This window comes from Chryseobacterium sp. MMO-72 (genome assembly GCF_037146035.1).
GTDB lineage: Bacteria > Bacteroidota > Bacteroidia > Flavobacteriales > Weeksellaceae > Chryseobacterium > Chryseobacterium indicum.
In genome coordinates this window covers 42,275-67,344 of sequence record NZ_JBBCWG010000007.1, presented here as the reverse complement: position 1 = coordinate 67,344, position 25,070 = coordinate 42,275, and the positions used below count along the sequence as shown (strand labels likewise).

The following is a 25,070-nucleotide window of genomic DNA, read 5'->3' as shown; positions in this document are numbered from 1 at the left end:
CAAACTATAGCAAAAGTAAAATAGATGGTAAATTTCAGAAAGTATATTTCAGGTGTTGCGGTGTTGGCTTCGGGCTTTTTTCTGGCTCAGTCTACCGTTTCTACAGTTCTGTATTCTCCGGCTTACGACAATCAGAAGAGCAGTTTAAACTTACCTTCTCCCATCACTTCCATGGTGGAAAAAACTATTTTGTCGCCGAAAGAACTTGTAGACATTAATGTAAACACTATGATGACCGATCCTGTGCTGAAAAATGCAACATGGGGATTCGTAGTGTACGACCCGAAAACGAAGAAAGTAATTTCTTCGTATAACGAAAATACTCCTTTGGTTCCAGCTTCCACAACGAAATTATTAACCACCGAAACAGCAATGAACATGCTGGGCGAAAGTTATCGTTGGAATACTCAGCTCGAATATTCAGGAACAGTGGATGAAAACGGAGTGTTAAACGGAAATCTTTACATCGTCGGAAGCGGAGATCCTTCTTTAGGAACCAATAAAGGCGGAGCTTGGGCTTACAGAGACATTATTACAGATTTCAAAGAAGGACTTTCTCGTGAGGGAATCAAAAAGGTAAATGGAGATATTATTATCCAGACAGCGCTTTTCAAAGGCAATATTTCGAAGCTTCCGGAAAATGTTGTGTGGTTGGAAAACAATAATTACTATTTGCCGGTGGGAACAACCAAAGAGATCAATCCTGCCAATGAAAAACTGATCGTAAAGAAAGGAAACAATTTTTCAACCGATAAAAAGTTTTTCTACGTTTCTCCGTACAACAATCAGATGGTGTATGCAGATAAATATGAAGGCGACGGAATTTTAACGACAAAATTACCCGATGCACCTGCTTTTCTTGCCAACTCTTTTAAAACGACTCTCGTAAAAAGCGGAATTCCGGTAACCGGAAAAGTGACTCCGAAAATGACGGATGCCAATCCTGAAGCAAGAAAACTCGTTTCTGTGTATAAATCTCCTACTTTAGCGGATATTATTTATTACACCAATCAGCACAGCGATAACGGTCTGGCTGAAGCGTTGTTAAAAACGGTTGGTTTCCAGAGTCTTGGTGATCAGACTACAGAATCCGGAAGAAAGGTAGTAACGGAACATCTTAAAAACGGAGGATTTGATATGCTTGGTTTAAATTATATCGACGGAAGCGGGCTTTCAAGAAGCAATAACGTTACGCCGATTGCTCAGGCAAAATTCCTGACTTCTTTAATGAATGAAAAGTATTACAAAACGTATCTGAATTCATTGCCGATCGGAGGACAGTCCGGAACGTTGAAAAGAATGTTCAATGGTCTTGGAAACGGTCAGGTTTTTGCAAAAACAGGAACGCTGAATAAAGTAAAAACGTTAGCCGGATACATGAAAACAAATACCGGAAAAACACTGGTTTTCTCTTTAATGGTTAACAATTATGCAGGCTCTGTAGATATGGTAAAGAAAAGAATGGAAAAAATTCTCGAACCAGCTTTAGATTTATAAAATTGTTAAAATTTAACGAATATCAAAACCTTTTAATCAATGATTGAAAGGTTTTTTTATATCTTTGATATGTTATTTTAAATTGAATATGAAAAAGTTTTACTTTTTAGTTTTGAGTGTTCTGGCTTTTCATCAGTTAAGTGCACAAAACGAGAATATCGAAAGAAAAGCGATGGTGGAAAAGGAGATGAAATCTTTCGCTCACAAAATGGCTGTAGGAAATGTGAATCCTAATACATTGAATTACGATCTTCAATATCAAAGGCTGGATCTTACCATCAATCCGGCGGTTTATAATGTTTCGGGTTCTGTAACTTCTCATTTTAAACCCAGCCAGAGTTTAAGTTCTATTTATTTTGATCTTGATAATCAGATGACAGTTTCCGGAGTGCAGTATCATGGAACGCCGCTTACTTTTCAGCAGTTGTCTACCAAAGAACTGAAAATTAACTTTCAGTCTGCTCTTGCAGCCAATGTTCTGGATTCTTTAACGGTAACCTATTCCGGAGCTCCTCCAACGGCTAACAATGCTTTTTTTAACGGAACGCAAGGCGGAACAGCCGTCTTATCTACTTTAAATGAACCTTATGGAGCGCAGGACTGGTTTCCAACCAAGCAAAGTCTGAATGATAAAATTGAAAGAGTAGATATAAAAGTAACCACCCCTTCACAATACAGCGTTGCTTCCAACGGAAAGCCAATGTCTGAAACAATTTTAGGGAATGGTCAGAAACTGACGTTCTGGAGAACACAGTATCCTACTGCAGCATATTTAATTGCACTTTCGATCACCAACTTTGTGAAACTCACGGATACAATGGGGAATCCTCCTTTTCCGTTCATTAATTATATATTTCCGGCAACTTCTACCAATACGACAAGTATGAGTAACATCGACTGGACAAAAACGGTGATGAATACTTTTGAAACCTACTTCGGACCTTATCCTTTCAGAAATGAAAAATACGGGCATATGGAATTTCAGGCGGGTGGAGGAATGGAACATCAAACTATGTCTTCCATGGCGGGATGGAGCAGAGGTCTCATTGCCCATGAGTTGGCTCACCAGTGGTTTGGCGACAAAGTAACCTGCGGAGCGTGGAATGATATCTGGCTGAATGAAGGTTTTGCCACTTTTGGAGAACATGTGGCGAATGAAAAATTGCTGATGACAAATACAGACTTTTTAAATTATCTGCTGACTCAGAAAAACTTTGTTACAGGTTCGCCAACAGGAAGTGTATATGTTGCTGATGCCAATCTTACCAATGTAGGAACTATTTTCAGCAGCAGACTGTCTTATTCAAAAGGAGCGTATGTACTGAGAATGCTGAAATGGATTTTGGGAGATGCCGTATTTTATCAGGCAATTCAGGATTACCATTCCAGACCTAATTTGGCTTATAACTATGTAAGAACTCAGGATCTGAATGCGTCTTTATTAACGTCTACCGGAAAGGATTTTACAGAATTCTTCAACGACTGGATTTACGGACAGGGGTATCCTACGTATGACATCCGTTGGAAGCAGGTAGGAAATACCGTTACTTTCAGAGCATCTCAAACCCAGAGCAGTTCAACGGTAAGTTTCTTCGAAATGCCTTTACCGATCAAAGTAAACGGAACAGGAGGACAGGTTGCTTATTTTGCTTTGAATAATACGACCAACAACCAGTATTTTACGCAGTCGGTAACATTTCCTGTAGCGAGTGTAGAATTTAATTATGAATATCAGATTTTGGACAGAAATTCTACGGTAACTCAGGATAACACATTGGGAACATCAGATTTAATTAAAGAAGAATTTGCTTTATATCCGAATCCTGCTAAAAATGAACTGAACTTAAAAGGGATTACAAAACCTACAGATTTTACGATTTATTTCACAGACGGTAAATTAGTGAGACAGGGAATTTATCAGCCGGAGAAATCAATCAACATTTCAGAGTTAGTTCCGGGAACGTATATTTTTAAAATTAACAATAAGAACGTGAAGTTTTTAAAGAAATAATTTTTTACAGCATAAAGTAAAAACCTTCAGAATTTCTGAAGGTTTTTTGTTTAAAAATGGTTAAATGAAATTGGATAATAGGTATATAAAGATCTTTCTGAGGAAAATATCAAATAAAGTAGTTCCATAGTAATATATTTAAGGTTAATAATTCACTAAATCTGAAAGTTTTTTTGTTTTTTAATCGCGCGATTGGCTTTTCTTATGGCCTTTCTAACTTTAAAATCGAACCACTTTTCTTTGAATAAATTGCGCATCGCATTATCAAAATTCCGGATCAGCACTAAGTTTTTAAAAACCCGCCATTTTTCCAGCCAGCTTGAAGGCAGAGCCCTAACAGAAACAGAATATCCTTCGGTTTCATACTGAATATAATGCCACCATCCGGAAGGAATATAAAGCGTTTCACCGGGTTTTATAACAGCTTCATAACCGTTTATGTATTTCAGTCCCGGAAATTCTTTGAAATCTGGCTCTTTAATATTGGTGATGGAATGAAAATTATAAGGCAGTTTATACAGTAAATCAGACTGTTCCCACGGAAAAAGCCAGATTCGTTTAATGCCCTGAAACTGAGTTATGAAAACATGGGACATATCAATATCCACATGATTTCTTGTAACCGAACCTTCACCTCCGAAAAACATAAAAGGAAGCCATTTTATAATTTTTCCTTTTGTAACGTCGTTGTAAATAATATCATTTTTTAATTCAGGTTTAATGTTTAATAAATTGAATAAAAAAAGACGATGTTCGGTAGGAGAGGAAGTTATAAGATCCAGATATTCTGAAAAAGTGCTTTGTCCGATTGGTTTACTGGCGATTCTGTCCAGAGATTCAATTTCACTTCCATAGATATTCACTTTATGTTCTCCGGCAATTTCTTTAAAATAGTCATAATTCCAATTTTTAAAAGCAGGACTTTCCGGAGCCGCAAAATCCTTTAAGACTACTGGCTTTGCAGGCTTTAGATAGGTTTTGATAAAATCCTCGGATGATATATTTTCAATTTTTTGTACTGGTGATAGTCGCATTTTCTGATTTTATTCTGCAAATATAGCAATTAGTCTACTAAAATTATAGACTAATGGTTAAAGTGGTATGATTTTCTGCAGACATTTGGAATAAAAAAGAGAAATCCTTTTACTTTACCGCGATTTTATTAAATTAGCGCATCCTAAAAATTATTAGAAATGATCTCTAAAAAGTATCTTGAAAATTTACAGAACGAACTTCAGAATATTGAAAACGACGGACTTTACAAAAGAGAAAGAATCATCACTTCTCAGCAAAGTGCGGAAATAGAAGCGAACGGAAAAAAGCTGCTGAACTTCTGTGCGAACAATTATCTGGGATTATCCAACCATCCGGAAGTGATGAAAGCTTCTCAGGAAATGATAGAATCTCATGGTTACGGAATGTCTTCGGTTCGTTTTATCTGCGGAACTCAGGATATCCATAAACAACTGGAGCAGAAAATTGCAGACTTTTTAGGTCTTGAAGATACCATTTTGTATGCTGCCTGTTTTGATGCGAACGGAGGAGTTTTCGAACCTTTATTTACAGAAGATGACGCAATTATTTCTGATGAACTGAATCACGCCTCCATTATTGATGGTGTTCGTTTGTGTAAAGCAGCGAGATACCGTTACAAAAACAACAATATGGAAGATCTGGAAGCTCAGTTAATTGCAGCTTCCGAAAAAAATCACCGTTTTAAAATCATCGTTACAGACGGCGTTTTCTCAATGGACGGAATTGTTGCAGATCTGAAAGGAGTTTGTGATCTTGCCGACAAATATGACGCTCTGGTAATGGTGGACGATTCTCATGCAACAGGTTTCATTGGGAAAACAGGTCGCGGAACGCACGAAGCCAACGAAGTGATGGGGAGAGTAGACATCATTACTTCTACGCTTGGAAAAGCTTTGGGTGGTGCTTTAGGCGGATTTACTTCCGGTAAAAAAGAAATCATTGATATGCTGAGACAACGTTCAAGACCGTATTTATTTTCAAACTCTTTGGCTCCGGGAATCGTGGGAGCAGCTTTGAAGGTTTTGGACATGATTTCTGAAGATACTTCTCTTCGCGATAAAGTAATGGAAAATGCAGAATATTTCAGAGCGGAAATGAAATCTAAAGGTTTCGATATTCCGGATGGTGATGCTGCGATTGTTCCTGTAATGCTTTATGATGCGCCTTTGGCTCAGAAAATGGCTGAAAAGTTAATGGACGAAGGGATTTATGTCATCGGATTCTTCTATCCGGTGGTTCCGAAAGGAAAAGCGAGAATCAGAGTTCAGCTTTCAGCAGCACATACAAGAGAACATCTTGATAAAGCGATTGCTGCGTTTGAAAAAGTTGGAAAAGAATTAGGCGTAATTTCTTAAAAGTAGGCATAATACTGAAAAATACAGTTGGCAAAAACAAATTTCAGTTTTTGCCAACTTAAATTTTAACTTTTTCTGTATCCTTCTACATAGAAAACTCTTTTAAAAGGGTAAAATGTACCATAAACCGTTACAGGTAAATAAAAATTTCCAATTTCATTAATAGACATATTTACAGAAATTTTTTGTTCCTTTTTCGGTTGTAAAATACTGTCGTATTCCGGCATTTGTATGCAAGAGCATGGAGGTTTTATAAATAATGATTTTAGGATTTTGTTCCCTGTATTTTTAATTGTAAAATTTATTGTCTTATGATTTCCTTCTATTGTGTCTAAATCTATATTTGAAGGAAGTTCTATCTTCGTAAGTTCACTTGTTGGAGTCTTCCAAACTTTTGTAAAGTGAAGATCCGGGATTATGTTCTTATTTTCAGAAGTTTTATTGCAGGAAACTAAATAAAATAAAAACAAAGCGATTATTTTTTTCATTTTTGTGTTATTGTAAAATTTTTAATTCATAATAATATCCATTAAGATTAAGACTTTTCCAGCCTTCATTCGGATAATATTCAAGCAGATCACTGTCTTTATTTATTTGGAAAAAAGTACTGTCTTCCAAGGATTTTTGAAAAAATACCACAAAAAAACCTTCTTTAGGATATTTTATTGTCTTGGGCAAAACAAATTCCCACCGAACGACTTTATCTTTTTTCTTTATTTTAAGATCTGATATTTTACTTTCGAAAGCTATCAGTTCTTTATTATTGTCTGGCAATCCGTTCTTGTTACCCAAAAGTTTTATTTTTACAGTAACATTATCATTATGAGTTCTTGGGATAAAATCTGTCACAGGAAAAATACTAAAAGACTTAATATAAGTTTTTTTCTTTGTATTAATTTGTACAAATGTTGCAATCTCGTTATTCGGGAAAATTACCGCATATTCATTTTTTTTAGTGCTTTTTAAAGATTTTTCTTTTTTATTAGATGAGTTTTCATAGTTAACCCTTACTTCTTCAATAGTTTTTGTATTATCAAAGAAAATCAAAGAGTCAGGATTAGAATAAAAGTCTAAAAGTTTATTATCATAGAAAATCTTATCATTTTTTTCAAATTTAAATGACTTAAGAGCATTTGATTTTAACGATGTATTTTTCCCATCTCTTGATATCGTAACAGAATCAAATTTTTTATAGTCAGAATTTCTAAGAATAATCTGTGCCTTTCCTGAAAAAAGGATAAAAAACATAACAGAGAAAAATAATTTCTCTGTCATTGCTTTTATTTTAGCAAAAATGGTTTGCTGATGTTTCATGGAATTCATGTTCTACAGTTCCTACACCTATCCAAAACACATGGTATTCATAAGTTCCTACACAATCACATTGAAAAGTACCGTCTGCTTGTTGTTGTCCTCTTGTACAGCTGTAGCTAATCAAATCTCCTGTTCCCCAAAATGGTCTTCTGTCCGTTTCAGATGAAGAATTATCTCCTGTGTTTTGCGCAAAAGCAAATACAGATGCTAATGCCAATGCTCCGATAATCATTTTTTGTTTCATGATTTCTAAATTTAAAGTTAATAATTTTGTTTTAGAAAACATTTGTGCACTTGTGTTTTTCTGATGTAAATATGAAATGATTTTTTCAAATAGTAAAATCATATTTCGGGTTTTTTGTGAAAAAATATTTGATTGACTTTCAGTTGATTATGCATAAATGCTCTTTTTTTGAATAGAAAAACACTAATTTTGTTACAAACCACACATTTTATGAACCAGGAAATAACAGAGAAGATAAAAAAAATAAGAATTTCTAAAGGCTATAATCATCAGGATATGGCTGATAAACTGAACATTACCAGATCTGCTTATCAAAGGTTAGAATCTGGTGAAACGTATTCTTGGGCTAAGTATTTTGAAGAAATAATGGGTATTCTGGAGACGAATCCAAAAGAGTTTTTTTCAGATATTGGAAAGAAAATTTTTAATCAGACGATGAAAGTGGTTCTATCGGGTATGTAGAAACTTTGCATCAAGAAAATAAAGAAATTTCAGACAAATTGCTTCAAGCAAAAGATGAGCAGATTGCATTACTGAAAGAACAGGTTGAGTTCCTAAAAAATCAGCTTTTGAAGCAGTAATAAATTAGAATAAATTTCTTAAAAATAAAACGCCTCTACAATTGTAGAATAAAAACAGAATTTCTATATTTACGGAAATTCTGTTTTTTTATGCAAAAAATATCCCTCATTTTACTGATTGTTTTATTATTGGCTTCCTGCAACACCAAGATGAATCAGTACATCAAAGACGAAAAGAATGTCAGTAAACGACACGGCAAATGGAAGGAAGAATATTCTTCGGATGAAGGAACGCTGATTGCCGTCGGAAAATATAAGAACGGTGAAAAAGTCGGGATCTGGAAAACCACATTGAATAATCAGCTTTTTCAGAAAGATAAAATAAAAAAGAACATTACAAAGACCAAAATATACCATCAGAACGGGAAGCTGATGCAAAGCGGACAGTCTAAAATGGATGTCTCTAAAAATGAACGCCACTGGTATTACTTCGGAGACTGGAAATTTTACAACGAAAAAGGAAATCTCCAGTTCATAAAGAAGTACGAAGATGGTAAAAAAGTAGACAGTATTTCATTCGAAAAACACTAAGCCTGAAAATCCCTCAACTTTTTAATATAAAATAATGAACATAACAGAATAAAAGCAAGATTTATTATGTTTTCTAGTAAATATTTTTGTCATTAACATTATATTTGCCATTAATTTTTCAGAATGCTTTACACCATAATAAAAGCGCTTCATATTATCTTCATGGTAAGCTATTTTGCGGGAATTTTTTATCTCGTAAGAATTTTTGTGTACTATAAAGATACCGATGAATTTGCGGAAGAAAAGAAGAAAATCCTCAGAGAACAATATACGTTTATGGCCCGAAGGCTCTGGAACATTATCACCGTTCCTGCCGGAGTAATCATGACGGTTTGCGGACTGACAATGATTTTCCTGAATTCAGGATTGATGAAAATGCCATGGTTTCATTTAAAACTAACCTTCCTGATCGGTTTGGCAGTCTATCATTACTGGTGCTGGAAAAAAGTTTTAAAACTGAAAGAACTCAACGGAAGTACACTTGAAACCGCCAATATAAAACTGAGACAGGCAAATGAAATCGCTACTTTCATTTTGTTCCTTGTCGTTTTTACCGTGATTTTAAAAGCTCAGGTTATTGAATACTGGTGGCAATTAATCGCCGGATTTTTCGTTCTGGTATTTTTAATCATGATGACGGTGAAGCTGGTAAATAAGAATAAGAAAAAGTGAGATAATGGTGAATTGTGAATGTTAAGTTGTGAATTTTCCAACACCTAAATTCCTGACACCTATTACCTAAACCCTAAATAAAACTATGATTGCAATTTTAAAAAAAGAACTTTGGAGCTACTTCGGAAACTGGAGCGCGTGGGTAATCATCGCGGCTTTCAGTCTGATCGCGACGCTGTTTCTGTTTTTTTTCGACAACGACTCCAACATTTTTGAGATCGGAATGGCTTCTCTGCAAAGTTATTTCGTTTTAGTTCCTTGGTTACTGATGTTTATTATCCCCGCACTATCCATGAAAACTTTTGCGGAAGAGCAGCAGACCGGAACCTTAAACTGGCTGTTTTCCCAACCACTGAAAGTTTCAGATCTGGTTTTCGGTAAGTTTCTTTCGGTTTGGATCGTAGGAATTTTATGCCTGATTCCATCGTTAATTTACCTTTACACGGTTTATGTTTTGGGCGTTCCTGCCGGAAATGTAGATCTGGGAATGACGTTCGGAAGCTACATCGGCTTAATTATTTTAATTGCAGCATTTTCCGGAGTGGGAATTTTGGCGTCTTCGCTTTCCCAAAACCAGATTATGGCTTATCTGTTGGGCGTTTTCATGTGTTTCATCATGTATTTCGGGATCGAACAACTGGCAAGTTACAAATTGTTGGGAGGCGCAGATTTTATTTTACAGAATGTCGGCTTTTACCAGCATTTCTTAGGCTTTACAAGAGGTCTTATTGATTTTAAAGATGTGGCTTATTTTGCTTTAATCATCGGTGTTACATTAGTTTTGTCCAATCATTTCATTAATAAAAAGAAGTAGAATGATGAAGAAGATACAGTTCAAATCTCCGTTAGGAATTTTACTTTTCGTAGTGTTGCCATTGGTTATTATTCTTGCTATTTCAGGAATAAGATTGGATTTAACCAAAGAAAAAAGATATACGCTTTCCGATAATACCGTTAAGGTTCTGGAATCGGTAAATAAACCTTTATTAGTCGATGTTTATCTGGAAGGAGACTTTCCGGCAAGTTTCAAACAGCTTCAGAGCGAAACGAAATTTATGCTGGAAGAGTTCAGAAAAATTAATCCAAAGATCGATTTTAAATTCATTGATCCTATCAAAACCAAAATGTCTAAAGATACTCTGATGGCGATGGGAATGCAACCTTCCATGCTTCCGGACATCAAAGACGGCAAAGTTTCTCAGATTATGCTTTTTCCTTATGCAGTAGTAAAATATGATAAGAGGGGAGTTTCAATTCCTTTGGTGGTTCAGCAGACAGGAATTGATGCTGATCAACAGCTTACGAAATCCATTGAAAATTTAGAGTACAATCTGGTTTCAAACATTAAAAATATTGCGGCGCACAAAAGAAAGAAAATCGGGATTCTGGTAAATCAGGATGAGCTGAATCCAAGAGAATTTCAGGGGTTTATGCAACTGGCAACGGAAAGTTATGATGCAGGTCCTATTATTCCTAAAAATCAGACCGAACTTACCATCGCAGATATTCCGACCTTAAAACAAATGAATGCTTTGGTTATCGCAAAACCAAGAAAAGCTTTCACAGACGGTGAAAAAGTAATTCTTGACCAATACATCATGAACGGCGGAAAAACTTTGTGGATGATTGATGCCGTAAATGCGGAAATGGATACACTGATGAGGTCTCAAAAGGTAATGCCTTTTCCTGTAGACATTAACATGACTGACTTTTTCTTCAACTATGGAATCAGGATCAATCCGGCTTTGGTAAAAGATGTGAAGAAGTTTGCGCTGTTGAGATTAGTAACGGGAGAAGTGAGCGGAAATCCACAGTACACCAGTCTTCCGTGGCCATATTTTCCTTTGGGAATCGCAGAAAGCAACAATCCGATTACGAAAAATATCAATCCTGTAAAGTTTGAGTTCCCGACTTCCATCGATACACTGGGCGGAAGAAAAAATATCAAAACGAACGTTCTTTTTGAATCGAGTGAAAGAACTTTATTGAAGCAGGTTCCGAATTATGTGGATCTGAAAGAAATTTCCAGTGTCGACAGTCTCGGACAAATGGAAAAACCAAGCACACCGAAGATTTATGCAGTATCTTTAGAAGGAAAATTCAATTCTGCATATGCTTCCAGAATCGAAAGAAAATCCTACCCGAATTTTAAAAGTTCGAGCCCTGAAAATAAAATGATCGTGATCGCCGACGGAGACGTAGGAAGAAATAAAGTTCTGAAAGGCGAACCGCTTCCCTTAGGTGTAGATCTGCTTACCAACGAACAGTTTGGAAACGAGCAGTTCCTGAGAAATGCATTAGACTATCTTCTGGACGACAGCAACCTCATGGACCTCAGAAACCGAAACATCGAAGAAAGGCTTCTTGACCGACAGAGAATTACGGAAGAGAAAAACAACTGGCAATGGTTTAATTTGCTGCTTCCTTTAGTGATTATCGGTATTTTGGGAGGTTTGTTCTTCTGGCTGAGAAAGAAGAAATTTGGATAAGATATAGAAAAAGAGAAGTTTTTGCTTCTCTTTTTTATTTTATATTCCGTTTTTCATTAATCATGGTAGTTGGATTTTGCCTTGTGTCAAATACATCATTTATGATTATATATTCGTGATCCAGTTTGTAAATGATTTTATAATTACCACTTAGAATATATCTATGTTCTTGATTTAGCTTTTCCAGATGAAGTTCAAGCTGACCGGATTGTGGATTTTGAATTAATTGTTTTGTCGATTTAAAGATTTGCTTTCGAATTTTATGAGCTACATTTTTGTTGGCTCTGGAAGCATAATAGTCGAAAATGATTTTTAAATTTTCAATAGCAAATTCAGTCCAGATTATTTTCATCTTCTACCAATTAGCTGACTGATTTTCCAGATCTTCCTGAGTTTTGAATCTTCCGTTTTTAAAATCTTCTTCAGATTTTTCAATACGGTTTATTAAAGTTTCAATACTAAAAGGGAACTCAGAACGATCTTCTTTTTCCAGCTTCGATAAAATATATTCTTCAATTTTGTCAAAAAAACTTTCATCCTGTAGCTGAGCAAGATAAGTAATAAGATTTAATTTTCTCGTTTGAAGATCCATAACTGATGTATTTGAATCAAAATTACAAATTAAATTTTATATTGAATTTATAATTGACAACTGGCAATGGTTTAATTTGCTGCTTTCTTTAGTGATTATCGGTATTTTGGGAGGTTTGTTCTTCTGGCTGAGAAAGAAGAGGTTTGAAAATAGAAAAGAGAACTTTTTTACATTTTTTAAAGCTAAAATACATTTTATGTGTAGTTTTTAAAGAATTTAGAACTATATCTAAATATTAATGTTCAATATATTATGATGTTATTCATTACTTAAATCATAAACCTTAGTTATGAACTCAATATTTTTTGTTTGTTGGATCTTGAATTTATTTTTAAAAGATTTATTAAGCTTTCTATGTTCTGCCTGCTGTCCTAATTCCACTAACGGAGTATAAATTGAATCTAAAAATTCTTTTTTTATTTTTTCAGAATAATAATATTTTAGTAGGGACTGATAAGAATAGATTTGAATATTCCATTCCTCCTTTGATATTTTATAGTCTTTTAAAGCATTAATGTATACAGTGTCATTTTTATCAATTGATTTGTATAATTGGTAAGTTAGATATAGCCTTTTACCTAAATCTTTAGATATTTGATTATTAAGTTCTATTTTTTTTTTAACATTTTCTTTTTTATCATACCTTTTTTCATTGATAAAAGTTGTAGTTAGCGCTGTACCTGAAGATATAAATGCTCCCAAAAATATTAAAATTATATCTTTTTTTAGATTATTAGATTCTTTCATGGCAATATTAGTTTAAGTAAAATTAAAGAATTTTTTATTTATGATTAATAATAAAAGTTAAATACCTTCAATTAAACAACCTCCTAAACTCCCCCGGAGACTGATTTGTTTTCTGCTTAAATAACTTACTAAACGACTGCGGATGTTCAAAACCCAGTTCATACGCAATTTCACTTACGGATAAATTGGTGGTGCTCAGACGTTCTTTTGCGAGAGCAATCAGCTTATTCTGGATGTGTTGTTGCGTGTTCTGTTGCGTATGGATGCGCAGTAAACTTCCCAGATAATTGGGTGAAATATTCAGTTGTTCGGCGATGGTTTTCACGGAGGGAATACCGTGTTCGAGAAGATTTCCGCTGTTAAAATACTGCGAAAGAACTTCCTCAAATTTATCCAGCAATTCGTGACTTGATTTTTTTCTGGTCAAAAATTGTCTTTCGTAAAAACGTTCAGAATAGATTAAAAATAATTCCAGTTGCGCTACAATAAGCTCCTGAGTAAATTTATCGATGTTGTTCTGGTATTCCTTTTCGATATTTTTAAACAGTTCCACAATAGTTTTCTCTTCTTTTTCCGATAAAAAAAGAGCTTCGTTGATCTTATAACTGAAAAAATCGTACGATTTAAATTTTTTGATGAGCGAGGTTCCCCAAAGAAAATCAGGATGAATCAGCAATAGGTATCCGGTCGGTTCAAACTCAACATCGGGTTTCATTTCAATTCTTAGAAACTGCATCGGCGAAACAAAACACAACACGCCAGAATCAAAGTCATATTCCTGCTGACCGTAATTGAATTTCGCATTGACATTCCTTTTCAGCCCCACTGAATAGAAATTCTGCGTCCATTTTAGTTCCGTATCATTTACAGGATAGCGGACTTTGCTGTAATCAATTAAGCTGATCAGTGGATGATCCGGACTCGGCAGATTACAGAAAGCATGAAAATCGGAGATCGAATGAAAACGGAAGGTCTCTTTCATAGTAACGAAGTTAATTGTTTTTAGTGATTTTTTTAAATAAATGTTCTTTATTGCGACATAAGAGCCTGAAGCGTTAAGAAAATTAATATGTAATCCGTTAAAAAATTTCCACTGTCTGAGCGCAGGTATAATCCATAACCGAAGAACAAATTTTGATTCGTGCGAGTTTTGGGAATTTTAGGATTATGTTTTAATTTTTAGCATTCAGGATCTAAGTCTTGAATTTTTGGTTCTTTTGTTTCAAGACAAAAGAAGTAAATTAATGCTGTAGAATTTGCTAAACGTTCATACTTTTACATTACCTGAGATACAAATCAAAAATGACTAAATCAGATGGCTTTTCCGACATAAGAGCTTGAAGCGTTAAGAAAATTAAAACGTAATCCGTTAAAAAATTTCCACTGTCTGAGCGCGGATATAATCCATAACCGAAGAACAAATTTTGATTCGCGCGAGTTTTGGGAATTTTAGGATTACGTTTTAATTTTTAGCATTCAGGATCTAAGTCTTGAATTTTTGGTTCTTTTGTTTTAAGACAAAAGAAATCAATCAATCCTAAATTGCTGTAGAATTTGATAAACGTTCATACTTTACATTACCTGACATAAATCAAAAATGTCTATATCAGGTCTATATCACATGGCTTTTCCGACATAAGAGCCTGAAGCGTTAAGAAAATTAAAACGTAATCCGTTAAAAAATTTCCACTGTCTGAGCGCGGTTATAATCCATAACCGAAGAACGGATTTTGATTCGCGCGAGTTTTGGGAATTTTAGGATTACGTTTTAATTTTTAGCATTCAGGATCTAAGTCTTGAATTTTTGGTTCTTTTGTTTCAAGACAAAAGAAATCAATCAATCCTAAATTGCTGTAGAATTTGCTAAAACCTCCCATTTCTTCGCTTCCCCTATAATCAAATCTACTTTATTGGTAAGAAATTCCATAGTTCCTACGCCTAAAAGAAAATGCACTGGCGGATTTTGCTCTTTGCTCAGCTGAATCAGAACGTCTGCTGCTTTTACAGGATCATTCGGCTGATTTCCGTTGATTTCGTCAAGATGTGCCTGTTCCGAACTTCTTGCTGCTTCATAAGCCTGAATAGGATTTGCCGGAGTTTTTACCGAATCTTTAGCCAAAAAATCTGTACGGAAATATCCCGGATAAACTACCGTTGCATGAATTCCGAAATCTTTCGCTTCTTCTGCCAAAGCTTCCGTAAATCCTGCTACTGCAAATTTGGTGGAGCAGTAAATTCCCCAACCCGGAAAATTCCCTGCAAAACCTCCGATAGAAGAGATATTGAAAATATTTCCCGATTTCTGCTCACGAAGATAAGGCATAGCATTTCTGATGACGTTTAAAGTTCCGAAAACATTCACCGCATAATTTTCTCTTGCTTCCTCATCGCTAAGCTCTTCCAAAGTTCCGATCTGTCCGTATCCTGCATTATTAACCACAACATTGATCTGTCCGAAATGCGCTGTGGTTTTTGCAATGGCAGATTTTACATCATTATTGTCCGTAATATTTACACTTAAGGGCAGAAAGTTTTCCGATGCCTCTCCAAAAGCCGAGATCAGAGAATCAACAGTACGGCTTGTTGCTGCCACCTGAAATCCTTCGGATAATAATTTTTTAACGAGTTCAAATCCTAAACCTTTTGAAGCTCCCGTTACGAACCATACTTTTTTTGTTTCCATTTTAAATATTTTATTGTTGTTAAATGATGGTACAAAGATGGAAAGTTGTGCAGTAGGAAATGTAGCCGAATCAGGAAAGAATGTATTCAGATCGTGGATGGCAGAAAACAAAAAAGAGAAACTTTTCAGTCTCTCTTTCCGTATAATAATTAAGATAAATCAATCTTCCAAAACAGGAATAATATGTTCCCAATTCAGTTGTCGGGCAAAGTCCAAAGCTGTTTTTCCGGATTTTGTCTTTAAATTTTTATCACCTCCTGCTGCAAGAATCACTTCCACAGAACTTAGATTTCCGGCAATCGTTTCCGCATGAAGCATAGAATAGCCGTTACTATCCTGACCTGTAATCTCATCCGGATTTTCGCCGACGAATTTTACCAGCTCTTCCTTCATATTTCTGCTCATCGGATGCTCCACAAGATTTTCAGGATGCTCTTTCTGTTCATAAACGATTTCAATATCATTAAAATCTCCGAAATCCATTTGCCATGCATTGTCGTGTGCTTTTCTTTCCGCCGGAGACATATCCGAACGCATTTTCTGGATCGTAAATCCGCCATAAGCTTTCGGAGGAAGAGACTCTGAAGAAGATGAAAACAGTTTTGAAAGTCCTTTCGTTTTTTTTGCACGTTGCGGCATGGCAAAAAGCCAGTCGCTGATTTCGTTTACAGAAATTTCCACATAATCTCCGACTTCAACATTGGTGAGTTTATTCGGTTTGTTGATGAGGTATCCTTTGATAAAATCGCCATCGAAATGGATGTCATTGATCCACATATGTTCTACAATAGGTGAATCTGAAGAAGGATCTTCCTGAGAAAAAGCCACTTTCACGCATGAAACACTCAGTGCCGGAATAATTCTTCTGTATTCCCAAGATTGCTCTCTCCAGAAATATTTAAAAGTTTCCTGCGCTTTCTTATAAGCTTTAGACATTTCAGGATCTGCTGCGTCTGCGAAAAATATTTTATTTTCTGACATTTTGTTTTAATTATTAGTTTTTATTTTTTCAGTTTATATTTTGCTGAAAATTTATTCTGTTATTTTTATTTTGACCAAAATACAGAAAAATATAAGAACAGAAGGTTGAATTTTATACAAAAATCTGTTTAAATTTTTTATTTAACCGCAAAAGCCGCAAAAGATGAACTAAACGTCTATTTAAAGTTGTGATTATAAATAAGAAGATAACAACAGTTTTTAAAAATCTTTGATTTTTATTCTTTTAAGCGCTTTGATTATTCTTGAAATTCGCTTTATCATTATCTTTTGCGGTTAATTCTGAAATTATTTTAATCACAAGTTTAAAAATATTTAAGCGGCTTCCGATCCTGATTTGGATTAAAAATTCACGATTCACCTTGACACAAAACTAGCCTTGAAATCTATTCTCAAGCTTCGTGCAGCAAATTTCATTTGCCTTTGCCTTCTCAAAATTATAGTGATAAAAATAATCTTTGCGTTAAAAAAATCCAAATTGAGAAAAGTCTTTAAATTTTTCTTTTGTTACCGCATTTAGGACAGAATGTAGCGGTTTTCGTCCGGTAAGGTTTTCCGCATTTCAGAATTTAAATAAGCTAATTTAAACTTAATAAGATCTATTTTCAAGCTTCGCGAAGCAAATTTCATTTGCCTTTGCCTTCTCAAAATTGTATTGATAAAAATAAATCTTTGCGTTGAAAAAATCAAATTGAAAAAAGTCCTTAAATTTTTCTTTTGTTACCACATTTAGGACAGAATATAGCTATTCTCTTTCTATAATGTTTTCGCATTTCAGAATCTAAATAGCTAATTTTAAATTAAATAAGATCTGTTTTTAAGCTTCGCGAGTCAAATTTCATTTGCCTTTGCCTTCTCAAGATTATACTGATAAAAATAATCTTTGCGTTAAAAAAATCAAATTGAGAAAAGTCTTTAAATTTTTCTTTTGTTACCGCATTTCAGAATCTAAATAGCTAATTTAAATTAAATAAGATCTTTTTTCAAGCTTCGCGCGGCAAATTTCATTTGTCTTTGCCTTCTCAAAATTATATTGATAAAAATAATGTTTGCGTTAAAAAAAATCAAATTGAAAAAAGTCCTTAAATTTTTCTTTTGCTACCGCATTTAGGACAGAATGTAGCAGTTTCCGTTCGGTAAGGTTTTCCGCAGTTCAGAATTTAAATAAGCTAATTTAAACTTAATAAGATCTGTTTTCAAGCTTCGCGAAGCAAATTTCATTTGCCTTTGCCTTCTCAAAATTATACTGATAAAAATAATCTTTGCGTTAAAAAAATCAAATTAAGAAAAGTCCTTAAATTTTTCTTTTGTTGCCGCATTTCAGAATCTAAATAGCTAATTTTAAATTAAATAAGATCTGTTTTCAAGCTTCGCGAGGCAAATTTCATTTGTCTTTGCCTTCTCAAGATTGTATTGGTAAAAAAATAATCTTTGCGTTTAAAAAAAATCCAAATTGAGAAAAGTCCTTAAATTTTTCTTTTGTTACCGCATTTCGGGCAGAATGTAGCAGTTTCCGTTCGGTAAGGTTTTCCGCAGTTTTCACAGTCAGGACCATACATATCGCTGAAATGATGCATGATGGCATTAGGATTTGTTTCTTCAAAACCGGTTAAATTATTGTAATAATCCAGCAGTTTTTTGAAATTTTCATTGAAAGGCGTTTTTCTGGCTGTTTTAACTTCGTGAAATCCTTCAGCTAATAATTTCGAAGCGATTTTTCCCTCTTCTTCATCAAGCATGGGAACATCCATTCTGCACCTCCAGCAATATCTTATTTTCATAAAATGCTTTTTTGTAATCTTTAGGAACTATTCACTAAACATCCTTTATAAAATCCTCATATTCATAATAAAACCGCTCGAAGCCATCCATTTTTTCAACAAAAAATTCAAAGGCTTCCTGCCATGTTTTTTTATTGAAAACAGAAATGCCGTGCTTTTCAACCCAGATTCGGCTGATAACCTTTCCGTTTTCCAGCGTATAAAATTCTTCCTTGTGAAAATCGCCGATAAAATCCTTCAGAATATCTTCCAATGACCATATTTTGTTGTAGTACGCATCTCTGAAAACTTCATCCTTCATTTCGATATCCAGAGAAACTTCCGCTTTTTTCTTATCCGCATAAAATTTAAACGACATATCCTTGATTTTGGTATCGTACAAAATCCATTTTCTTGGAAAAGACTTTCCAAAAGCCGTCCAAAACTCTTTCTTTAACTGCTGTGCTTCCTGTTTACTGAACATAACGCAAATTTAGGGATTTTGGACGGAAGAAGGAAGTACGAAGAAGGAAGTAATACAGTCTCTGAAAACTCCCAGCCTCCATCTTCTAACTTCCAGTCACCCTATTATACATATCAAACAATTTTCTTATTTTTGTAGTAATGCTGTCTAAAAAATCTCAATACGCTTTCAAGGCACTGTCATATCTTGTAGAAAAGAGAAATGACGGACCGATTCTTATTTCCGAAATTGCCGAACACAAGAAAATTCCTTTAAAGTTTTTGGAAAATATCCTGCTTGAGCTTAAAAAAGCGGACATTCTCGATAGCAAAAAAGGAAAAGGAGGAGGCTATTTTTTCAAAGAAAAGCCGGAAAATGTAAAGCTGGCGAAAATTATTCGTCTCGTGAACGGACCCATCGCACTGCTTCCTTGTGTAAGTTTAAATTTTTACGAAAAATGCGACGACTGCAGTGAAGATCATTGCGGTCTGCACGACGTTCTGATTGAAGTTCGCGATGCTTCGCTGAATATCCTGGAGAAAAGAACGTTAATGGATTTGGTAGATTAATCAGATCCTTTTTTTTAAATAATTAGTCTACTTTTTTGGTAGGATAATTATTTTATCTGATATTTGCATTACTTCAAATGAACAAAATATGATTTCAAAAGAAGATGCAGAACAACTCAAACAGCTTTCCGCAGAAGAGGGACTGAAATTTATTTCTTCAAAAATTTCTGAAGGGGTTGTTTTTTCCACCTCACTCGGTCAGGAAGATCAGGTAATTACGGATATGATTTTCAAAAATCATCTGCCGGTAAAAGTGTTCACGCTTGATACAGGAAGACTTTTTTACGAGCACTACGAGTTGCTTTCCCAGAATAATTCCCGATACAAAACAAAAACCGAAGTCTATTTTCCGGAAAGTTCAGACGTAGAAAAATATGTGAATGAAAAAGGAATCAATGCGTTTTATCATTCCATAGAAAACAGAAAAGAATGCTGTTTTATCCGTAAGGTTAAACCTTTAAACCGTGCGTTGGAAAATGCAAAAGTCTGGATTACAGGATTGCGCTCCGAACAGTCTGAAAACAGAGAAAATATGCCGGTCATCGAATGGGACGAAGACCGGAAACTATACAAATATAATCCCTTAATTCACTGGAATTACCAGAATGTTTTAGATTATCTGAAAGAAAATAAAGTTCAGGAATTGTCTTTACATAAAAAAGGATTCATCAGTGTCGGTTGCCAACCCTGTACAAGAGCAATCGAAGAAGGAGAAAATCCGCGCGCCGGACGATGGTGGTGGGAAAGTTCACAGAAAGAGTGCGGTCTGCATTCTCATTAATTCAAAAAAATAAAAAATGACGACACATACGTTAGATTATCTGGAGCAGTTGGAAGCAGAAAGTATCTACATTATGAGGGAAATTGCCGCTCAGTTTGAAAAACCTGCGTTGCTTTTCAGTGGCGGAAAAGATTCTATCACTTTGGTTCATCTGGCAAAAAAAGCTTTTGCTCCGATGAAAATTCCTTTTCCGTTGGTTCATATCGATACAGGACATAATTTCCCTGAAGCATTGCAGTTCAGAGATTATTTAGCAGAAAATATCGGCGCGGAACTGATAGTAAGAAAAGTGGAAGATACCATTAAAGCTAAAAATTTAACCGAACCGAAAGGGAAATTTGCTTCCAGAAACTGGCTGCAAACCCACACTTTATTAGATACAATTGAAGAATTCGGATTCGATGCATGCATTGGCGGAGCGAGAAGAGATGAAGAAAAAGCCAGAGCTAAAGAACGTTTTTTCTCTGTGCGTGATGAATTCGGACAATGGGATCCGAAGCTGCAGCGTCCCGAATTGTGGAACATCTACAACGGAAGAATCAACAAAGGTGAAAACGTAAGAGTTTTCCCGATTTCGAACTGGACGGAGCTTGATGTCTGGAATTATATTAAAAAAGAAAATATCCAGTTGCCATCCATTTACTTCGCACATGAGCGTGAGGTGATTGAATATGACGGACAGTTAATTGCAGTATCGGATTTTATTCAGATTGATGAAAATGATACGATTGTCAGTAAAAAAGTACGTTACAGAACCGTCGGAGACATGACCTGTACCGCCGCAGTAGAAAGTGCTGCCGAAACCTTGGATGAGGTAGTGAATGAAATTACCGCATCCAGAATTTCCGAGCGCGGCGAAACCCGAATCGACGATAAAGTGACGGAAGCTGCAATGGAAGACCGGAAGAAAGGAGGTTATTTTTAGGATGGAAGATGGAGGCTGGAAGTTGGAGGTTGGAAGATGGAAGATGGAAGATGGAAGATGGAAGTTTTTGTAGTAAGCCTTTAATCTTAATCTTAATCTTAGTCTTAGCCTAAACCTTAACCTCACTCTCAACCTCACTCAATTACTCATAATTAATAAAACAAACGTGGACATATTAAGATTTATCACTGCAGGAAGCGTAGACGACGGGAAAAGTACCCTGATCGGAAGACTTCTGTACGACAGTAAAAATATATTGATCGATCAGCTTGAAGCACTCGAAAAACAGTCAAAAAATAAAAACGAAAACGGAGTAGACCTTGCTATTTTAACGGATGGTTTAAGAGCAGAAAGAGAGCAGGGAATTACCATCGATGTTGCCTACCGTTATTTTTCGACGCCGAAAAGAAAATTTATTATTGCGGATGCACCGGGACATATTCAGTATACAAGAAATATGATTACGGGAGCTTCTAATTCGCAACTGATTGTTATTCTTATTGATGCAAGACAAGGCGTGATTGAACAAACAAGAAGACACTCCATTATTGCGTCTTTATTGAAGATGGAAAATGTGGTGGTCGCCATCAATAAAATGGATCTCGTTGAGTATTCTGAAAAAGTTTTTAAAGATATAAAAGCTCAGTATGAATCGGTTGCAGAAAAACTAGGGTTAAAAAATGTAAATTATTTCCCGATTTCGGCATTTCATGGCGATAATATTGTGGAAAGATCAGAAAGTATGACTTGGTATGAAGGTTCTACGCTGTTGGATTTCCTTGAAACGGTTGAAATCAATTCAGATCAAAACTTTCAGAGTCCGAGATTTCAGGTTCAGTATGTCATTCGCCCGCAAACGGAGGATTTGCATGATTACAGAGGATACGCAGGAGAAGTTCTTTCAGGAATCTATCAGAAAGGTGACGAAATTACGGTGCTTCCTCAGAATATTCAGACCAAAATTTCAAAAATAGAAACAGGAGGCAAAGAAGTGGAATTTGTTTTTGCCAATCAGCCCGCTGTTCTGCATGTTGAAGATGATATTGATATCAGCAGAGGCGATTTTTTAGTAAAAACCGAAAGCCTTCCGAAAGTTGAAAATGAAATTAAAGCCGTTGTCTGCTGGCTGGATAAAAAGGAATTAAACGAAGGAAATAAATATTTCATTCAGCACAAAAGCAAACTTTTAAAAGCGATTATCAAAGAAATTGAATATAAAATAGACGTTAATACTTTAGAAAAAACGCCGGTTTCTGAAAGCATAAAATTAAATGAAGTCGTAAAAGTCCGTTTAAAAACAGCTTCACCACTGGTTTTCGACAGCTTTGAAGAAAGCAATGCAACAGGCAACGCTATATTGATCGACGAGACAGGCAATTCAACGGTGGGAGCCGTAATGATTTTATAAATTAAACATAATCTGAACCATTGAAGAGAGATTTAAAAAGGTAAGCTGATTTAAAGTGAATTTTCTTAGCTGCATAAATATTTCAGTAGTGGTTTAAAACGATAGAAAACAGAAAAAATGGTTATTTCAAGAAAAGTTCAGTTCAGGTTAAATGTATTTTTTGTGACAATCGCAGTTCTGTCGGTTGTTGCCTTTACGATGTATGAACTGGGCTATCTGGATGAACTGTTCACTGTTTTAGCCAAAGATAATTACATTTTCTACTGGATGATGTTGGTGGGAGTTTTGGCAGAAATCGTTGCAGGATCAATGGGAATGGGATACGGTGTAATTTGTACGACCACGCTTTTGTTTCTCGGAATTCCTCCTCATGCGGTGAGCGCAAGTATTCATTCTGCGGAAAGCTTTACAACGGCAGCCGGAAGCATCAGTCATATCAGACTGAAAAACGTAAGCAAAAGTCTGGTGAAAAGACTCGCCATTCCTGCGGTTTTCGGAGCAATTATCGGGGCGGTTTCACTCACATATCTCGGAGAATATTATTCAAAAATCACCAAAACAATTATTTCTTTCTACACATTATATCTGGGAATTCAGATTTTATCCAATGCTTTTAAAAACAAGCAGGACAAAAAATTGAAACGGAAAACAAATTTAACGCGTTTGGGACTGATCGGAGGTTTTATCGATTCCTTTGCCGGAGGAGGATGGGGACCGTTGGTAACAGGAACTTTAATTAAAAATTCCTTTACGCCGAGATTTGCAGTGGGAAGTTCTACGGTGGCAAAATTTATTTTAACCTTAACGGCAGCCATTACTTTTATTTTCACATTGGGAATCCAGCATTGGAATATCATTCTCGGTCTTCTGATCGGAGGAATTTTTACTGCTCCTTTTTCTGCGATGTTAACGGCAAAACTTCCCGTGAAAAGTATGTTTGTCATCATCGGAACTCTGGTCATCGTGATGAGCTCAATTACCATTTACAAATCTGTTTTTTAGTGATAAAATCTGTTAAATGTGGAAAAATAAAAGCATGAAATATCTTTTCGGTTTTGAAAATATTCTACATTTACACCACTAAAAAAATAACAATGAACATAAACGTAGTTGCGCTTTTCAGATTTAATGAAAATTATCTGATGGAAGCAGTTGAACTTTTCCAGATTCTGGTAAGAGAAACCAGAAAAGAAGAGGGATGTCTGCAGTATGATCTTATTGAAGACAAAGATAACAAAGGAACTTTTTTCATGGTGGAATTGTGGGAAAGTGAAGAACACCTTAACCGCCACAACGGGCAGGATCATTTGCTGAATTTCAGAAGAGACGTTTCTAAAATGCTGGAAAGTTCTACTCAGGTATTTAAAGGATTTAAAACTTTGTAATCTGTAAGAAGGAAGTTTAAAAATAACTTTACTCTTCCTGAGGTAAGCATAAAACTAAAAGGCTGTTCACTATTGCGGACAGCCTTTTATTAGAAAAAATAGAAAGTATTATCAATAAAGCTCCTGTGAACCTTTGTGATTCTGTGAAAAGTTTATTTTTTAATGAATTTTGATTTCACGATTTCTCCTTCCGCCGTTTCGATCAGGATATAATAAACTCCGGTTTGAAGCGTACTGATGTCAAACGATCTTCCGGATAATTTTCCTTCGGCTGTTTTCTGACCTCCGGCTGAATAGATCTGAATTTTTTTCGGTTCTTTTTTAGCAGCAAACTGCAATGCGGTATTGTCGGAATTCACTGCAAACTGTACACTTTCCTTTGATTTTGCCTGATCTGAAACTGCAAGTATCGAATTTACCGCGTAAGAAATATCATCCAACTGAATTGCTGTGTGATTAAGACTTCCTACAATTCTGAAGGCAATATATTGTTTATTGGATGCAGGAATCGGTACGGAATACTGCGTATCTGTTGAAGTAAGCGTAATCGTATTTCCAATCTTTGTAAAACTTGCCATATCTGCTGTTGTAACGCCGTCCACAAATCCAACTTCAATGGTTCCGGTACTTCCTGCAGAAGATCCTGCTGTAAGAGAAGATTTAAACGTGAGTGTCTGAGTTCCGTCCGGTGCTACAATTTGCGGAGCAATAGCATAACCCGGTGTATTCGTTGTGAAAAAGCTGTAATACTGGATATGTTTGTCCGCAGCATTCGAATTATCTACATATACCCACGGTCCGGAACCACTTTGTACACGGTTCCAGTTATTTTGCGGCCATGCTGCGCCTGTTCCTGCCGTGAAAGATTCAAAATTCTCATTAATCGCTGTTACCTGTGCATTTCCCGAAATCGCTGTAAGCAGTAAACTTCCAATAAGTAGTCCTAGTTTCATAACGTTATTTTTATTTAGAATTATTCTACAAAATTATATAATTATTTTTAATTGTTCTAAATAAAATATTATATTT

At 35.4% G+C, this 25,070-nt stretch carries 28 protein-coding genes; 14 read left to right on the top strand and 14 right to left on the bottom strand.

Annotated elements, in window-relative coordinates; all coding sequences use genetic code 11:
* Positions 1–24 precede the first annotated feature (24 nt).
* Together dacB and WFH39_RS11485 are read left to right on the top strand one after the other, a co-directional pair.
* On the top strand, positions 25–1,497 hold the full coding sequence (gene dacB, locus WFH39_RS11490) for a D-alanyl-D-alanine carboxypeptidase/D-alanyl-D-alanine endopeptidase (RefSeq protein ID WP_336690001.1): 1,473 nt from the start codon (positions 25–27) through the stop codon (positions 1,495–1,497).
* Between the two features lie 88 nt (positions 1,498–1,585).
* A complete protein-coding gene (locus WFH39_RS11485; protein WP_336690000.1) occupies positions 1,586–3,508 on the top strand; it encodes a M1 family aminopeptidase in 1,923 nt (640 codons plus the stop codon).
* A 155-nt stretch (positions 3,509–3,663) separates the two neighbouring features.
* Here the strand turns inward: WFH39_RS11485 and WFH39_RS11480 are convergent, their stop codons facing one another.
* Complete coding sequence (locus tag WFH39_RS11480) at positions 3,664–4,542, bottom strand: cupin-like domain-containing protein (protein ID WP_336689999.1); 879 nt, start codon at positions 4,540–4,542, stop codon at positions 3,664–3,666.
* A gap of 159 nt (positions 4,543–4,701) precedes the next feature.
* On the opposite strand from WFH39_RS11480, the gene kbl reads away from it, so the two are divergent.
* Positions 4,702–5,898: a glycine C-acetyltransferase gene (gene kbl, locus WFH39_RS11475; protein ID WP_336689998.1), complete on the top strand. Its 1,197-nt coding sequence runs from the start codon at positions 4,702–4,704 to the stop codon at positions 5,896–5,898.
* A 65-nt stretch (positions 5,899–5,963) separates the two neighbouring features.
* On the opposite strand, the gene WFH39_RS11470 is transcribed toward kbl, so the two are convergent.
* From WFH39_RS11470 to WFH39_RS11460, 3 genes are read right to left on the bottom strand one after another with little or no spacing between them, the layout of a single operon-like run.
* Positions 5,964–6,386: a DUF1573 domain-containing protein gene (locus tag WFH39_RS11470; RefSeq protein ID WP_271160906.1), complete on the bottom strand. Its 423-nt coding sequence runs from the start codon at positions 6,384–6,386 to the stop codon at positions 5,964–5,966.
* Between the two features lie 7 nt (positions 6,387–6,393).
* Positions 6,394–7,212 carry a hypothetical protein gene (locus tag WFH39_RS11465; RefSeq protein WP_076393196.1) on the bottom strand — a complete coding sequence of 273 codons (819 nt, stop codon included), beginning with the start codon at positions 7,210–7,212 and terminating at the stop codon, positions 6,394–6,396.
* Positions 7,184–7,558, bottom strand: coding sequence for a hypothetical protein (locus WFH39_RS11460; protein WP_336689997.1), 375 nt, complete (start codon positions 7,556–7,558; stop codon positions 7,184–7,186). The genes WFH39_RS11465 and WFH39_RS11460 overlap by 29 nt, the downstream gene beginning before the upstream one ends.
* 108 nt (positions 7,559–7,666) lie before the next feature.
* Here WFH39_RS11460 and WFH39_RS11455 point away from each other — a divergent pair, with 108 nt between their 5' ends.
* From WFH39_RS11455 to gldG, 5 genes are all read left to right on the top strand, one after another.
* A complete protein-coding gene (locus tag WFH39_RS11455) occupies positions 7,667–7,918 on the top strand; it encodes a helix-turn-helix domain-containing protein (RefSeq protein ID WP_336689996.1) in 252 nt (83 codons plus the stop codon).
* Positions 7,919–8,127: 209 nt separating this feature from the next.
* Positions 8,128–8,568, top strand: coding sequence for a hypothetical protein (locus WFH39_RS11450; protein WP_336689995.1), 441 nt, complete (start codon positions 8,128–8,130; stop codon positions 8,566–8,568).
* 123 nt (positions 8,569–8,691) lie between these two features.
* Positions 8,692–9,240 (top strand): CopD family protein, encoded by a 549-nt coding sequence (locus WFH39_RS11445; RefSeq protein WP_076393202.1) that lies wholly within the window; start codon positions 8,692–8,694, stop codon positions 9,238–9,240.
* Positions 9,241–9,325: 85 nt separating this feature from the next.
* On the top strand, positions 9,326–10,054 hold the full coding sequence (locus WFH39_RS11440) for an ABC transporter permease (protein WP_087711056.1): 729 nt from the start codon (positions 9,326–9,328) through the stop codon (positions 10,052–10,054).
* Between the two features lie 4 nt (positions 10,055–10,058).
* The gene (gldG, locus tag WFH39_RS11435) at positions 10,059–11,729 is read left to right on the top strand and encodes a gliding motility-associated ABC transporter substrate-binding protein GldG (RefSeq protein WP_336690076.1); all 1,671 of its coding nucleotides are present in this window, start codon (positions 10,059–10,061) and stop codon (positions 11,727–11,729) included.
* Between the two features lie 34 nt (positions 11,730–11,763).
* Here gldG and WFH39_RS11430 read toward each other — a convergent pair whose 3' ends face one another.
* The 9 genes from WFH39_RS11430 to WFH39_RS11395 form a co-directional block, all read right to left on the bottom strand.
* Positions 11,764–12,081 (bottom strand): type II toxin-antitoxin system RelE/ParE family toxin, encoded by a 318-nt coding sequence (locus WFH39_RS11430; RefSeq protein ID WP_336689994.1) that lies wholly within the window; start codon positions 12,079–12,081, stop codon positions 11,764–11,766.
* 3 nt (positions 12,082–12,084) lie between these two features.
* Positions 12,085–12,321, bottom strand: coding sequence for a hypothetical protein (locus WFH39_RS11425; RefSeq protein WP_336689993.1), 237 nt, complete (start codon positions 12,319–12,321; stop codon positions 12,085–12,087).
* 258 nt (positions 12,322–12,579) lie between these two features.
* A complete protein-coding gene (locus tag WFH39_RS11420; RefSeq protein ID WP_336689992.1) occupies positions 12,580–13,068 on the bottom strand; it encodes a hypothetical protein in 489 nt (162 codons plus the stop codon).
* A 67-nt stretch (positions 13,069–13,135) separates the two neighbouring features.
* Positions 13,136–14,050, bottom strand: a complete 915-nt coding sequence (locus WFH39_RS11415) for a helix-turn-helix domain-containing protein (RefSeq protein WP_336689991.1) — start codon at positions 14,048–14,050, stop codon at positions 13,136–13,138.
* Positions 14,051–14,911: 861 nt separating this feature from the next.
* Positions 14,912–15,751 carry an SDR family oxidoreductase gene (locus WFH39_RS11410; RefSeq protein ID WP_336689990.1) on the bottom strand — a complete coding sequence of 280 codons (840 nt, stop codon included), beginning with the start codon at positions 15,749–15,751 and terminating at the stop codon, positions 14,912–14,914.
* 159 nt (positions 15,752–15,910) lie between these two features.
* Positions 15,911–16,732, bottom strand: coding sequence for a DUF2314 domain-containing protein (locus WFH39_RS11405; RefSeq protein ID WP_336689989.1), 822 nt, complete (start codon positions 16,730–16,732; stop codon positions 15,911–15,913).
* 1,100 nt (positions 16,733–17,832) lie between these two features.
* Positions 17,833–17,907 (bottom strand): zinc-ribbon domain-containing protein, encoded by a 75-nt coding sequence (locus tag WFH39_RS21215; protein WP_442891709.1) that lies wholly within the window; start codon positions 17,905–17,907, stop codon positions 17,833–17,835.
* 309 nt (positions 17,908–18,216) lie between these two features.
* On the bottom strand, positions 18,217–18,531 hold the full coding sequence (locus WFH39_RS11400) for a hypothetical protein (protein WP_336689988.1): 315 nt from the start codon (positions 18,529–18,531) through the stop codon (positions 18,217–18,219).
* 34 nt (positions 18,532–18,565) lie between these two features.
* Positions 18,566–18,994: a DUF4268 domain-containing protein gene (locus tag WFH39_RS11395; protein WP_336689987.1), complete on the bottom strand. Its 429-nt coding sequence runs from the start codon at positions 18,992–18,994 to the stop codon at positions 18,566–18,568.
* A 140-nt stretch (positions 18,995–19,134) separates the two neighbouring features.
* Between WFH39_RS11395 and WFH39_RS11390 the strand changes: the two genes are divergently transcribed.
* The 6 genes from WFH39_RS11390 to WFH39_RS11365 all read left to right on the top strand — a co-directional run bounded on the left by WFH39_RS11390 (position 19,135) and on the right by WFH39_RS11365 (position 24,041).
* Complete coding sequence (locus tag WFH39_RS11390) at positions 19,135–19,542, top strand: RrF2 family transcriptional regulator (protein WP_087711044.1); 408 nt, start codon at positions 19,135–19,137, stop codon at positions 19,540–19,542.
* An 88-nt stretch (positions 19,543–19,630) separates the two neighbouring features.
* Entirely contained in the window at positions 19,631–20,323 is a 693-nt protein-coding gene (locus tag WFH39_RS11385; protein ID WP_442891705.1) for a phosphoadenylyl-sulfate reductase, read from the top strand.
* A gap of 16 nt (positions 20,324–20,339) precedes the next feature.
* Positions 20,340–21,248 carry a sulfate adenylyltransferase subunit CysD gene (gene cysD, locus WFH39_RS11380; RefSeq protein WP_256039099.1) on the top strand — a complete coding sequence of 303 codons (909 nt, stop codon included), beginning with the start codon at positions 20,340–20,342 and terminating at the stop codon, positions 21,246–21,248.
* Positions 21,249–21,414: 166 nt separating this feature from the next.
* Entirely contained in the window at positions 21,415–22,656 is a 1,242-nt protein-coding gene (locus WFH39_RS11375) for a sulfate adenylyltransferase subunit 1 (protein WP_336689986.1), read from the top strand.
* A gap of 117 nt (positions 22,657–22,773) precedes the next feature.
* Positions 22,774–23,658, top strand: coding sequence for a sulfite exporter TauE/SafE family protein (locus WFH39_RS11370; protein WP_336689985.1), 885 nt, complete (start codon positions 22,774–22,776; stop codon positions 23,656–23,658).
* Between the two features lie 92 nt (positions 23,659–23,750).
* Positions 23,751–24,041, top strand: coding sequence for a putative quinol monooxygenase (locus WFH39_RS11365; protein WP_087711034.1), 291 nt, complete (start codon positions 23,751–23,753; stop codon positions 24,039–24,041).
* Positions 24,042–24,193: 152 nt separating this feature from the next.
* Here the strand turns inward: WFH39_RS11365 and WFH39_RS11360 are convergent, their stop codons facing one another.
* Positions 24,194–24,994, bottom strand: coding sequence for a T9SS type A sorting domain-containing protein (locus WFH39_RS11360; protein WP_336689984.1), 801 nt, complete (start codon positions 24,992–24,994; stop codon positions 24,194–24,196).
* Between the last annotated feature and the right edge of the window lie 76 nt (positions 24,995–25,070).

Excerpts from the sequence above, each read along its gene's own strand:
- dacB (WP_336690001.1), top strand. The coding sequence starts at position 25 with ATGGTAAATTTCAGAAAGTATATTTCAGGTGTTGCGGTGTTGGCTTCG.
- WFH39_RS11485 (WP_336690000.1), top strand. The coding sequence starts at position 1,586 with ATGAAAAAGTTTTACTTTTTAGTTTTGAGTGTTCTGGCTTTTCATCAG.
- WFH39_RS11480 (WP_336689999.1), bottom strand. The coding sequence starts at position 4,542 with ATGCGACTATCACCAGTACAAAAAATTGAAAATATATCATCCGAGGAT.
- kbl (WP_336689998.1), top strand. The coding sequence starts at position 4,702 with ATGATCTCTAAAAAGTATCTTGAAAATTTACAGAACGAACTTCAGAAT.
- WFH39_RS11470 (WP_271160906.1), bottom strand. The coding sequence starts at position 6,386 with ATGAAAAAAATAATCGCTTTGTTTTTATTTTATTTAGTTTCCTGCAAT.
- WFH39_RS11465 (WP_076393196.1), bottom strand. The coding sequence starts at position 7,212 with ATGAAACATCAGCAAACCATTTTTGCTAAAATAAAAGCAATGACAGAG.
- WFH39_RS11460 (WP_336689997.1), bottom strand. The coding sequence starts at position 7,558 with ATGATTTTACTATTTGAAAAAATCATTTCATATTTACATCAGAAAAAC.
- WFH39_RS11455 (WP_336689996.1), top strand. The coding sequence starts at position 7,667 with ATGAACCAGGAAATAACAGAGAAGATAAAAAAAATAAGAATTTCTAAA.
- WFH39_RS11450 (WP_336689995.1), top strand. The coding sequence starts at position 8,128 with ATGCAAAAAATATCCCTCATTTTACTGATTGTTTTATTATTGGCTTCC.
- WFH39_RS11445 (WP_076393202.1), top strand. The coding sequence starts at position 8,692 with ATGCTTTACACCATAATAAAAGCGCTTCATATTATCTTCATGGTAAGC.
- WFH39_RS11440 (WP_087711056.1), top strand. The coding sequence starts at position 9,326 with ATGATTGCAATTTTAAAAAAAGAACTTTGGAGCTACTTCGGAAACTGG.
- gldG (WP_336690076.1), top strand. The coding sequence starts at position 10,059 with ATGAAGAAGATACAGTTCAAATCTCCGTTAGGAATTTTACTTTTCGTA.
- WFH39_RS11430 (WP_336689994.1), bottom strand. The coding sequence starts at position 12,081 with ATGAAAATAATCTGGACTGAATTTGCTATTGAAAATTTAAAAATCATT.
- WFH39_RS11425 (WP_336689993.1), bottom strand. The coding sequence starts at position 12,321 with ATGGATCTTCAAACGAGAAAATTAAATCTTATTACTTATCTTGCTCAG.
- WFH39_RS11420 (WP_336689992.1), bottom strand. The coding sequence starts at position 13,068 with ATGAAAGAATCTAATAATCTAAAAAAAGATATAATTTTAATATTTTTG.
- WFH39_RS11415 (WP_336689991.1), bottom strand. The coding sequence starts at position 14,050 with ATGAAAGAGACCTTCCGTTTTCATTCGATCTCCGATTTTCATGCTTTC.
- WFH39_RS11410 (WP_336689990.1), bottom strand. The coding sequence starts at position 15,751 with ATGGAAACAAAAAAAGTATGGTTCGTAACGGGAGCTTCAAAAGGTTTA.
- WFH39_RS11405 (WP_336689989.1), bottom strand. The coding sequence starts at position 16,732 with ATGTCAGAAAATAAAATATTTTTCGCAGACGCAGCAGATCCTGAAATG.
- WFH39_RS11400 (WP_336689988.1), bottom strand. The coding sequence starts at position 18,531 with ATGAAAATAAGATATTGCTGGAGGTGCAGAATGGATGTTCCCATGCTT.
- WFH39_RS11395 (WP_336689987.1), bottom strand. The coding sequence starts at position 18,994 with ATGTTCAGTAAACAGGAAGCACAGCAGTTAAAGAAAGAGTTTTGGACG.
- WFH39_RS11390 (WP_087711044.1), top strand. The coding sequence starts at position 19,135 with ATGCTGTCTAAAAAATCTCAATACGCTTTCAAGGCACTGTCATATCTT.
- WFH39_RS11385 (WP_442891705.1), top strand. The coding sequence starts at position 19,631 with ATGATTTCAAAAGAAGATGCAGAACAACTCAAACAGCTTTCCGCAGAA.
- cysD (WP_256039099.1), top strand. The coding sequence starts at position 20,340 with ATGACGACACATACGTTAGATTATCTGGAGCAGTTGGAAGCAGAAAGT.
- WFH39_RS11370 (WP_336689985.1), top strand. The coding sequence starts at position 22,774 with ATGGTTATTTCAAGAAAAGTTCAGTTCAGGTTAAATGTATTTTTTGTG.
- WFH39_RS11365 (WP_087711034.1), top strand. The coding sequence starts at position 23,751 with ATGAACATAAACGTAGTTGCGCTTTTCAGATTTAATGAAAATTATCTG.
- WFH39_RS11360 (WP_336689984.1), bottom strand. The coding sequence starts at position 24,994 with ATGAAACTAGGACTACTTATTGGAAGTTTACTGCTTACAGCGATTTCG.